Origin of the sequence: Sphingobacterium sp. UBA6317 (assembly GCF_002440385.1) — a bacterium.
Classification (GTDB): Bacteria; Bacteroidota; Bacteroidia; order Sphingobacteriales; family Sphingobacteriaceae; genus Sphingobacterium; species Sphingobacterium multivorum.
The window spans coordinates 37,235-49,198 of the sequence record NZ_DJTD01000021.1 but is presented as its reverse complement, the minus strand read 5'-3'; the positions used below and the strand labels follow the sequence as shown (position 1 = coordinate 49,198).

General features: G+C 44.1%; 9 protein-coding genes. 2 read left to right on the top strand and 7 right to left on the bottom strand.

Translation table 11 applies throughout. The annotated features are described in order from the left end of the window. The first annotated feature begins 15 nt into the window (after nucleotides 1-15). Entirely contained in the window at nucleotides 16-624 is a 609-nt protein-coding gene (locus B3E92_RS05885) for a flavin reductase family protein (protein ID WP_286895849.1), read from the top strand. A gap of 132 nt (nucleotides 625-756) precedes the next feature. Here B3E92_RS05885 and B3E92_RS05880 read toward each other — a convergent pair whose 3' ends face one another. The 5 genes from B3E92_RS05880 to B3E92_RS05860 form a co-directional block, all read right to left on the bottom strand. Next, on the bottom strand, nucleotides 757-1,677 hold the full coding sequence (locus tag B3E92_RS05880; protein ID WP_070561169.1) for a helix-turn-helix domain-containing protein: 921 nt from the start codon (nucleotides 1,675-1,677) through the stop codon (nucleotides 757-759). A gap of 58 nt (nucleotides 1,678-1,735) precedes the next feature. Next, nucleotides 1,736-2,512: an SDR family NAD(P)-dependent oxidoreductase gene (locus B3E92_RS05875; RefSeq protein ID WP_286895846.1), complete on the bottom strand. Its 777-nt coding sequence runs from the start codon at nucleotides 2,510-2,512 to the stop codon at nucleotides 1,736-1,738. 107 nt (nucleotides 2,513-2,619) lie between these two features. After that, nucleotides 2,620-3,849, bottom strand: coding sequence for a TCR/Tet family MFS transporter (locus B3E92_RS05870; protein WP_286895844.1), 1,230 nt, complete (start codon nucleotides 3,847-3,849; stop codon nucleotides 2,620-2,622). An 86-nt stretch (nucleotides 3,850-3,935) separates the two neighbouring features. Further along, nucleotides 3,936-4,829 carry a helix-turn-helix domain-containing protein gene (locus tag B3E92_RS05865; protein WP_286895841.1) on the bottom strand — a complete coding sequence of 298 codons (894 nt, stop codon included), beginning with the start codon at nucleotides 4,827-4,829 and terminating at the stop codon, nucleotides 3,936-3,938. Between the two features lie 117 nt (nucleotides 4,830-4,946). Then, entirely contained in the window at nucleotides 4,947-5,207 is a 261-nt protein-coding gene (locus tag B3E92_RS05860; RefSeq protein ID WP_115049072.1) for a hypothetical protein, read from the bottom strand. A gap of 144 nt (nucleotides 5,208-5,351) precedes the next feature. On the opposite strand from B3E92_RS05860, the gene B3E92_RS05855 reads away from it, so the two are divergent. Continuing rightward, on the top strand, nucleotides 5,352-7,367 hold the full coding sequence (locus B3E92_RS05855) for a PAS domain-containing sensor histidine kinase (RefSeq protein WP_286895839.1): 2,016 nt from the start codon (nucleotides 5,352-5,354) through the stop codon (nucleotides 7,365-7,367). A 168-nt stretch (nucleotides 7,368-7,535) separates the two neighbouring features. Here B3E92_RS05855 and B3E92_RS05850 read toward each other — a convergent pair whose 3' ends face one another. Then, nucleotides 7,536-8,645, bottom strand: a complete 1,110-nt coding sequence (locus B3E92_RS05850; protein WP_286895837.1) for an efflux RND transporter periplasmic adaptor subunit — start codon at nucleotides 8,643-8,645, stop codon at nucleotides 7,536-7,538. Nucleotides 8,646-8,790: 145 nt separating this feature from the next. Next, entirely contained in the window at nucleotides 8,791-11,964 is a 3,174-nt protein-coding gene (locus B3E92_RS05845; protein WP_286895835.1) for an efflux RND transporter permease subunit, read from the bottom strand.

Here is an 11,964-nt window from a genome sequence, read left to right as displayed (position 1 = left end):
AAGTATTCATACACTATGATTTATAATGAACAGGCCATTGTGGCATTTGAAAGAAGATACAGAGCTAATTTTATCAACTCGCTGGGCGGCTTTAAAAGTCTGGTATTGATCGGTACAAAAAACAGGGACGGCAGTGAAAATCTGGCCACTTTCAGCAGTTTGTTCCACCTAGGCGCAGATCCGGCACTCTGCGGTATCATACTCCGGCCGGCAACAGATTTTAGTAGCACACTGGAAAATATCCTAGCGCAGAAATGGTATACGATTAATCATGTTTCCCCCGCATTTGTACATCAGGCGCATCAATGCAGTGCCAAATACCCAAAAGGTGTTAGCGAATTTGAACAGGTTGGACTTACCCCTGAATATCTGGAAAATATTCCGGCGCCTTTTGTCCAAGAAAGTAAGATAAAATTTGCCTGCAACTTTGTTCAGAAAACAGCCATTGAGCTGAATGGCACCACAATGGTCATTGGTCAGATCAAGGCAGTTTTGGTACCGGACAACTGTTTAAAAGAGGATGGCTATATTGATATCGAAGAAGCCGGGACAGTTACCACCAGCGGTCTTGATAGTTATCATACCACAAGCCGGATAGATCGGTTACCTTATGCAAAGCCTTAGGTAACCTTGGGCTGGAATTTACATCAGAGCGAAACAGATTATTCGAATTTTATTAAGACTTTACTCCGCCGAACGGAAGATAATGTGATCCAACGTGGATTAATGTGCATACAAATGTCCCGTCAAATTCATTCAATTAAACATGCCCCTAAATTCCAGTGGTGTTTGAGCAGTTTTCTTCTTGAAAAGTTTGCTGAAACTTTGGGCATGCTCAAACCCCAGTTCATAAGCGATTTCATTTACCGTTAGTTGTGTTGTTGATAATTTCTCTTTGGCTTTTTCAATAAGTTTATTGTGGATAAACTGCTGGGTATTCTGACCAATGAGCGCACGTAGCATGTCGCTTAAATAACCTGCAGAGAGATTCAACTGTTCCGAAAGAAAATGTACAGTTGGAACACCTCGAACAACCGAATTATCATTGTTCAGATAATCATCTAACAGCGCCTCTGCCTTCTGTAAAATATCATTGTTTACATTTTTCCGAGTAATGAACTGTCGCTTGTAAAATCGGTTGACATAACTTAGCATTAACTCAATCTGGGAAATAATGACTTCTTGGCTAAATTCGTCTATCCGATTGTCCAGTTCATTTTTCATGATGTTCAAGATAGCTATCATCGTTTCTCTTTCCTGATCAGATAAATGTAACGCTTCATTCACAGAATAGGTAAAATAGCCGTACTTTCTAATTTTATGTGCTAAGGGAGAACCCAGGAAAAAGTCAGGATGAATCAGCAGCAGATAGGCATAGGTATCCTTATTATATTCTGTGCTACCCACCAATTGATTGGGTGCAAAGAAAAGCATACTTCCTTCATTAAAATCATAATACCCCCTACCGTACTTGAGTTTTCCGCTATTTTTTGTTATAAACGTTATTTTGTAGAAACTGAGGACATCATAGATTGGAGCCATATCGGTATTGAATGGGTTGTCCTGATTAAAATGAACCAGACTAATCAAGGGATGCTGTGGTTTTGGCAGGCCAAAAGCTTCATGACTCTCTGATATGGATATAAAGCGCCTTAACTTACCGTCTTTCTTTTTCATAGTATAAATTTATAAAAAAACCTGTAACGCATGATTACAGGTCTTTGAATCGGTGATTCTACCACGGAACTTGACCGCCTTGTTCTGTTCGGTAAGTAGCCGGTCCCGTAAAGCTCCCATTAGGAATATCTTCTGCGAGCGCAACGCGTATCGGCTCAAGTGCCCCTTCTTCTACCGTATCCGTCCCTTCAAAGTTATTCAGGGCTGTAGCTGTAAAGCCCGGACTTACCAGATTTACCTTAACATTTGTATTTTCCAACTCATTTGCAAGAGAAAGGAAAACTCCATTCAACGCTGTTTTGGAAGCCCCATATACCGCATCAAATCCACTACGAAAGGTATTGTCCCGATCGGCATTCAGCGTTAGTGAACCTAGGGAACTTGAAACCGTTACGATTCTTGATTGTTTCGCATTCCGCAGTAAGGGTAACAATGCCTGTGTTATGGCAAGGGTGCCAAAGACATTGGTTTCCCAGACCTGACGCATTTCATCTATTGATGCAACGCTTGCTTTCTGGGCACTAAGAATTTCCCACATGGTGCGACCGGGAGTTCCAGCGTTTGAAATCGCCGCATTATTGACCAGCAAAGTAAGATACCCAAAATCATTTTCTATTTTACTTACTGCATTCTTGACTGAGTTGGTGTCGGTAATATCCAGCTGAATAGCCTGTGTTTTAAATCCTATCCGGTTGGCGGCATCTTCCCCTTTTTGTAAATTTCGCGATCCAACAAACACATCATATCCATGTTCAGCAAGAGCTTTGGCTATCTGAAAACCAACACCTGTATTGGCGCCCGTAACAAGGGCTACTTTTATTTCATTTGTCTGCATATCTCATTATTTTAAATTTAATAGGACAAAGTTCAGCATCTACAGATGGTCAATTGTAGTCGAATTGAGGAAATTTCTAACCAAATTAAGGGTAGATGCAAATTCAGCTATGACGCAGGTGATGGTTTGCTTTTTTTTGACGTATAATAGATGATCATAGCACTTAGCATCATCAACATAGAGGCCAACAAGAACGGAGCGCCTGAAAACTTAAACGGTGCTTTATCATGTGTAAAGTAGTAAAAAAGATTAGTCATCATAGGCGGCCCAACGACTGAAGTTGCACTTACCAGACTTGTTAATGCACCCTGAAGCTCTCCCTGTTGATTTGAGGGGATACTTTTGCTGATCATTGACTGAAGTGAAGGCCCACAGATACCACCCAATGAATAAGGAATAAGAAAAAGCATCATCATCCAACCTTCCGCTGCAAAAGAAAACAGGAATAAGCCCAGTGCATAAAAAATCAAGCCATAATAGATACTTTTTTGCTCCCCTAATTTTGGCGTGGTCCATCTGATCAAAACACCCTGGACTAATCCAAGTAAAAGCCCCAGTACACCTAATGACATACCTACGATTCTTTCCGACCAATCAAATTTATACATGGTAAAGAAATGCCAGTTACTTTGTACGGCATGGAGTCCGATATAGACCAAAATTAATGCAATTACTAAACTTGAAATTTTTGGATATTTTGCCAGCAATTTTAGCGATCCGATCGGATTTGCGCGTCGCCACTCAAAGGGTCGTCTTTTGGTTTCGTCCAAACTTTCAGGAAGAATGAAATAACCATAGATGAAGTTCAATAAACAGAGAACCGATGCAACATAAAAAGGAATTCGCGCACCATAGTGCCCGAGCAAGCCTCCCAGTACCGGCCCTATAATAAATCCCAGACCAAATGCGGCACCTATTAAACCAAAATTCTTCGTTCTGGTTTCATCCGTAGACACATCAGCAATATACGAACTTGCTGTTGATATACTGGCTCCAGTGATGCCCGCTAGGATGCGTCCGACAAATAGCCAACCAATAGAAGGGGCCAATGCAAGTAAGAGGTAGTCCAATCCAAATCCCAGGAGCGAAATTAACAGGATCGGACGTCTTCCGTATCTGTCACTGAGATTGCCGACCATCGGTGCACATATGAACTGGGTGAAAGCATAGGCAAAACCCAACCAACCACCATATGTCGCTGCTTCAGTGATGTCACCATGGATAAGTTCGCCGACAAGTTTAGGTACTACGGGAAGTATAATTCCCCAACCTGTAATATCAATTAGCAACGTGATAAATATAAAACCAACGGCTGCTTTTTTTGCTGTATTTTTCATGGCATAAAAATAGACAGCGTCAAAAAAGTAGGCATTGACACCTTAATGGGATTTACGTGCAATTTTTAAGGTGATTTGTCGATTACCTATGGAAGTTTAGCTATGTTCTTTTGATTCCGATAGAATGTTGGAGAAACCCCACTGATTCTTTTAAAATACCGACAGAAGATGCTGGTCTCGCCAAAGTTTAGTGCATTGCTGATTTCCTTGATCGATAGGTTGGTCGATTTAAGGAGTGTCTTAGCTTCCAAGATCAATATATGGTCAACCCATTGCGCTACCGATCTACCCGTTTTTTCCTTCAGGAAAGTGGAAAGATACTGTGGTGTTAAATGCAATTTCTCCGCGTAAAAATTAACGTTTCTGTGTTCCTTGGTGTGTTTTAAAATTAATTGATAGAAATCATCGATAATCTCGTGTGTACGGCTTTTTGGTAAACTCTTGGAATTGGGCAGTTCTGAATACAATTCGGAGATCATATTGATCATTACCATGACCAGATGTCTAAGCATTTCGGCTTTATTCGGGCTTGGCTTTTTATTGTAAAATCCTTTTATCAAAGATACCAGTTCATTTTGCAGCCTACTTTCGTCCTCTTGAAGCCTAACTACAGGTTGCCAACGTAGCTGATCATTCATTACAAATTCACGCAACATTGGAAATGCGGACATAAAATCTAGTGAGATCCCAATTGTGACGATCTCTGCGTCGTCACTCAGGTATTTTGTATCCATTAATAACTGCGGTGGTAAAACAGCTATATCACCGGCCTTTATTTCGTAATCCAGGAAATGGATCTGCATTTTCATAGCTCCTTTTATCATGAAACCAAGTAACAATCCGTCAAATAACCGGCTATGCTCGGTATACCCCGCACTTGATCCGGCCAGTTGATGGAATACAACGATACCGTCTGTCTTTTTTGAAGGATCAATAGGATATAATTGATAAACGTTATCGAGTGTTATAAATAAAGCCATGTACAAATATTGAAAAAATATTTTTTGTGATCCGTATTTTGAGCGACACAAATCAGAAGCAGATGACAACACGAAGTTAGGTAAGCAGGGACTCCCCTAAAAGGATGACAATTTGTACTAAAGCCGATATCGAAGGGATAAATTGCGCCAAATCTCAGTCGCAAAATGCTGATCTGAATGCCTGTTTTCAAAAAACCAATGGTCACCTCTTTTTACCAGATTTTGCTCAATTCCATCGAGCAAAATGGGCAATTCCGTATCGAGCTTTGATAAAGACTTTTTCAACAACACCAGCTGATAATCCTGTCCTTTATACGTTAAACGGAACACCTGTGAACGATGTGGTTCCCCGCTTATCCCATCAATTGTGCCTTGCATAAATATAGATCCTCTAAAATTTTTAAAATACAGCAATTACGCCAATACGAATATGCTAAAAAGTATGTGAATCGAACACAAATCAGCTTCCTATTTCATACTTTTTTATAACGAATATCAACAAATAATCGTGCCAAAAGATAGATGTCCATTTATAAAAATGTATTCTTTATCTTTGGACTAATGGACATCAATAATAAATTTAGCAGTGCCACTTTTGGCGAGGACCACATCTTACAGGCGCTGAGCAGTTCTCCCGAGCCGACGTCAATATATACTGGGACAGAGATGACCATCCAGTTTGCTAATGCGGGCATGCTTTCCCTATGGGGCAAAGATGCATCCGTTATTGGAAAGGCGCTGATCAGTGCTATTCCCGAACTGGAAGACCAGCCGTTCTTATCTATTCTGCAAGAGGTTTGGCGTACGGGCAAATCCTATTCCGTTAAGGAAGCGCCGGCCAGACTCATTAAAAACGGTGTTCCGGTGACTGACTATTTCGATTATGAATATAGAGCCCTATTAGACCAAAACAATCAAACCTGGTGTATTTTGAACACGGCCCACAATGTTACTTTAAGGAGGCAGCATCAGCAACAAATACAGGAAAAAGAAAAAAAGGAACAAGGGCTTATGGAGGAAATGGCGGCAACGCTAGAAGAATTGACCGCTACAAATGATGAACTCAACAATTCCTTACAACTTCTGGCAGAAAGCCGTGAGCAAGTGCGGACAATTATTGAGCAGGCACCCGTCGGCATAGCGATGCTTAAGGGGCCGGAGTTAATCATTGACATAGCCAATCCGACCATATTAAAAATCTGGGGACATCAATTAGCGGATGTGCAGGGTCTGCCCCACGAAACTGCAAGGCCCGAGCTGCAAGGCCAGCCCGTGAACAAATGGCTCCGGGAAGCGTTTGAAAATGGCGAACGGAAAACAAATAATGAACTTTCCATCATGCTGCGCCACAAGGACGGTTTGCGGGAGGCTATCGTAAATTCGATCTATCAACCTATTTTTTCAGCTGATAACGACGTTACGGGAATTCTGATTATCCTCGAAGAAATTACGGACCAAGTCCTTGAACGCCGGAAAAGCGAAAAGGACCAACAAATGTTATCCATGGCTATTGATGCCGGAGAGCTTGCGACGTTCTATTATGAGCCTGAGCTGAACCTTTTCTCCGGAAATGCGCTATTAAAGTTATGGTTCGGTTTGGCCGATGAAGATCAATTGGATCTATCTGCCGCTATTAATTCCATTGTAAAAGAGGATCAGGAACGCGTCATGGCTGCCATCACTGATGCACTGAGCGAAGAGTCGGATGGCAATTACTTTATTGAATACCGTATCGTCCATCCACAGTCCCCGAACGGTAGGCTCGTGCAGGCACGTGGTAAAGTGTTTTATGATGCCAAGGGGAAAGCCGCAAGTCTGAATGGTACACTAAGGGATATTACCGAACAGAAAGCTGAGGAACAGCGGAAAAATGACTTTATAAGCATCGCTAGCCATGAACTGAAGACACCGCTGACCTCTATCAACGCCTATCTTCAATTGATGCAGCGTCAGGCACTCCTGACAGCAAATACGAATTACCAGGACCTTACGTTGAAATCTCTTAAACAGGTTCGCAATATGAAGAACCTAATCAATGGCTTCTTGAATATCTCGCGATTTGACTCCGGCAGAATGATGATAGAAAGAGAAGTGTTTGATCTGAAGGAATTATTTACTGAACTTGAAGATGAATTTAAATTGAGGATCAATTCTCATCAGATTGTCGCTGACCTGACGCAAAGTCTATCCATCGATGCAGACCTGAATAAGATTGCGCAGGTCGTTCAAAATCTGGTAGAAAATGCAGCCAAGTATTCGCCAATAGGAACCCAGATTACATTTGGTTATTCGCCCAAGGCAAATAACGTTATCGAAATTTTTGTCAGTGACGAGGGTATGGGAATTGCCGAGGAAGACCGCGATCAGATATTCGAGCGATTTTACAGGGCAGGAAAAGATCGGGTCGGAACAATCTCGGGATTTGGCATAGGTCTCTACCTCTGCCGTGAAATTGTAGAACTGCATAACGGACATATCGCTGTGGAGAGCAACTCCGCGGGCGGAACCACATTTAGGGTGCGGCTTCCTGCGCAGTAAGCTCCACCCCCAACTTCGCCGCCACTATGTTATCTAGCGGTTTATGGTTGTGTCCCTGCACAAGATCAAGCAATAGGGATCTTTGCTTCAAAGCGCTGATCCGACTAATTAAAAAGTATGAAAGGTTTCCAAGAAACCTTTCATACCTATCAAATAAAAGCATTAAACCTATTTTTCCAGGGGAAGTTTGACCCCCTCCTTGATTTCGTCATTGGCATGCAGCAAGATCTGATCACTCTTGTTTAGCTTACCAAAAACCTCGGTAGAATCATGCGTAGATACGCCTTCTTTGATATCCACGAAATGTGTCTTACCCTCTATCAGTTGAATCACATACTGTCTTTCCGTCGAACGTACAATACTATTGGATGGCACCAATAAAGAATTGGCTCCGGCAGACAATGGAATATCCACTTCACAATATAAACCAGGCTTGAGTTTGTTATCCGAGTTGGCGACATCCACCTCTATCGCTTCGGACTGCATGGCGCCCAAAGAATTTGCCGAACGGGCTATCATCCCTTCAAATACCTTATTCGGTTTATTATTAAACCGATAAGCGACCTTTTTCGAAAGGTCTACTTTATCGACATAGGTCTCGGGGATCTGCACTTCCAGCCGTAATTTATTGAGATCCTGCAGGATCAACAGGGGTTGATCATTTCCTTTTCCTGGTCCGACCAGTGCTCCTTCAGAAACGTTACGTTGTACAATCACACCATTGAAAGGCGCTTTGATATTCAGATAAGACTGCAACATTTCAACTTCTTCCACGTTTGCTTTTTCCGACATGGCTACCGCTTCGTCGGCTTTCATCTTTGATAGCGCATTGTCCAGATCAAGTGGTGATACCGCCCCTTCCTCCTGTGCAGCATTTTTGAGCCTTTTATATTTATCCTTACTCGCAGAAGCAGTCTCCTGTGCCTGCACAAAACGTGAATGCGCAGCCTGTACCGCAGCGAGCATTTCTGGTGCCTCCAGCTGCATCAGCAGCTGCCCTTTTTTGACTATTGCTCCTCTGTCCACATAGATGTGCTTGACAAAGCTGTTCATTTTGGCGTAGATATTTACCTCGTTAAAAGGTTTGAGCTTACCAGGTAAACGCACACTGCTGGACATGACTTTCTCCTGTATTACTGTTGTCTGATAGGTACTGGCTTTAGCCGGATTTTTCGGCGTCAGGTCAATCGGCTTTTCGGTATGACCGCAAGCGCTAAGTAAGCCTGTCAGTACTATTAAATAGCCTATTTTTTTCATCGGTTTGATTTTCTTGTTCATTGCTCAATTGTGTCTGTTAAGGCATACATGCTGCCTTTGGCGATTTTATCTTTGTATACGATTATGTTCCTGTTCCATAGTAACTTCCGTCTATATCTCGCAGTTTATACTGCTGGATTTCGATTCGGAAAGACACTACATTTTTTTAGTTTACACGATACGCGTCTTTTTCCACCAGTGGCTTCCGATGATCAGGCTCGTCCTGCGGCAAGAGTGATTCGGAGTCGAACTTGGATTTTTCCTTCATCCACACAAACAGGAGCGGCAGAATAAAGAGGGCGGCAAAGGTGGAGGCAAACAGGCCACCGATCACGGCCCGGCCCAGTGGAGCGGCCTGCTCACCCGTCTCTCCCATTCCCATGGCCATGGGAATCATACCGGCAATCATGGCCATACTGGTCATCAGGATGGGGCGTAGCCGCGTTGTCGCACTGGCCAACGCTGCTGTCCTAGCATTGCGGAAGTCCAACCGCAGTGATTCAGCATTGGACACAATCAGGATCGCATTGGCGACGGATACCCCGGTAGACATAATCATACCCATGTAAGATTGCAGATTGAGTGTAGACCCTGTGAGCAAAAGCATCGCCAACGACCCTAATATCACTGCAGGAATAGTGATCAATGCGGTCAGCGAAAGCTTGACACTTTGATAATTCGCCGCCAACAGCAGAAAGATCACAACAACTGCGCAGGCTAGCCCCAACTGCAGACTACCCATGGTATCAAGTAATAGTGTCGACATCCCCTTCATTTCCACCACAACACCACGCGGCGGAGCCGGAAGTTCACGAATAGCTTGTTGCACATCGGCTGTTGCTGCCCCCAGGTCCTTCTTATGGATATTTGCCATCACGGTCAGATACCGCCTTGGCCCCTGTCGGTCATATTCACCGGGTAAATATTGTGTATTGAAACTGGCTATATCGCCCAAGGTCGGTGTGAGCTGCCCTTTCACCAGCGGAATTTCGCGCAGCTCGTCCATTGTATTCATCACGTATTCAGGCACCTGCACCTGTACCTGATAGGTATAGGTATTGTTTTCATCGAGCCATTGGATCTTCTGTGTAAACCGGCTCGAGGAAGTACTGGCTGTTACTGAACGAGCAATATCATCCATCTGCAGACCAAGCTGTGATGCTTTGAGGCGGTCGATGGCAATGGAAATGGTTGGCAGCCGGAGCGGTTGCGCGATCTGCACATCACGCAGATAGTCGATATGCCGCAATGAACTGACAACCTTATCGGCGTAGACCTTCAGTTCGTCCATTTTCTTACCGGCGACACGCACTTCGATCGGTGTTGCAGCTCCCTGGCTCATAATCTTTTCGGTCATATCAATAGGCTCAAAATTCAGGCGCAAATTTGGTAGTTTATAGTGGATGTTACGCCGTAAAACATCTTTGAGTTCGTCCATATTGACATGATAATCTGCATTCAGGTTCACCTGAATCACGGCTTCATGCGTTCCGGTATTGAATACATAGAGGTTGCTGACCCCATAGCTGCTGGGCACCAGACCTACATAGGCCGAACTGATGGCAACCTGATGGTTGACCGTACTGTCGATTACTTGCAGAACCTGTTTGACAGACTCTTCGGTGCGCTCCAGCCTAGTTCCATCGGGCTCTTTGATCCGCAACTGAAACTGCCCATTGTTGACTTTGGGCATCATATCCTTGCCGATGTACACAAATGCGCCAGTGGCAAGAGCCACCGTGAGCAGCAGATATCCTATGATAACTTTGCCCTTATGCCGCATGGAGCGGTATAAGCTAAAGCGATAACGCTTTTTGATCTTATCGAAAAAGCCCGGCGAGTCTGACTTGAAATGACCAATATGATGCTCTTTGAGCAGCCAATTGGACAAAATGGGTACCAAGGTCTGCGCCATGAAATAAGAAGCTATCATCGTCAATCCAATGGATAAAGAAAGTGGCAGAAACATTGCCCGGGGAATTCCCGTCATCATAAAAGAAGGTGCAAATACAGCCAAAATACAGAATAGGATCAAGAGTAGCGGAACAGCGATCTCCTGACAGGCATGATAGATCGCCCTACGTTTGTGTGTACCCTGTTCTTGATGCTGATGTATGCTTTCGATGGTCACCGTGGCCTGATCGACCAGGATACCGATGGCCAGTGCCAAACCGCTCAAGGTCATGATATTGATGGTCTGGCCAAACAGTGTGAGCAGAAAGACACCGATCAAAATGGATACCGGTATGGTGACGATCACGATCAGGCTGCTCCGCCAGTCACGCAGAAACAAGAGTACCATAAGACCGGTAAGCAGAGCACCGAGCCCCCCTTCGTGCAAAAGACTCTGCACCGAATTCATAACCGCTACGGACTGGTCAAATTCATAAGATACCTTCACATCCTCTGGCAGCAGGTTCTGGATTTCCGGCAACTTAGCCTTAAGGTTGCTGACCACTGCCCAGGTGGATGCATCCGAAGTCTTAACGGCGGGAATATAAACAGAGCGCCGACCATTGATCAGTGCGTAACTGACCGTCACATCCGAAGCGTCCGATACGCGTGCGACATCTTTGATATAAATTGGGATCCCATTTTTTGTCAGAATAGGAATATTGGAGAAATCTGCAACATTCTTGATCAGTGAATTGATGGTGGTCACATACATCGTATTGTTGAGGTGCAGGTTGCCTGATGGTGACATGACGTTGAATTTGGACAATGCCATCACCACCTCGTCGGCGGTCAGGTTATAGCTGCGCAATTTATTGGGGTCTACATTGACCGTAATGGTCCGGGAGTTGGCTCCAAAGGGTGGCGGGGCCGAGAGTCCCGGTACCGCAGAAAACATGGGTCGCACCAGCGTACTCGCCATATCGTAGATCTCCTTGAGGCTTTTTGTCTTCGAAGACAGCACCAGCTGCCCCACAGGTAAAGAGGAAGCATCAAAACGAACCACCTGTGGTGGCAATGCCCCTGGCGGAAAGAACTTCATGGCCCGGTTTACCTGCAGTGCTACCTGCGCCGAAGCTTCGGCCATATCGGTATTTTCATAGAAACTAAGTTTTAGGAGCGTAAGGCCCTGAATATTTTTGGCTGATATATTTTTGATTCCGTTGACATAGAGAAATTGATCCTGCATCCGGGAGGAGAAAAACCCCTCCATTTGTTGCGGAGACATTCCACCGTAAGATTCAATGACGTAAATTGTCGGTGAATTGAGCTGCGGAAAGATATCAATCGGTATTTTCAGTACAGCGAGTACCGAAAAGAGCAGCAGGCTCAGGGTAATGATCACCGTGGTAATCGGCCTTCGTAAAGCAGCTGTGACAAGTGACAT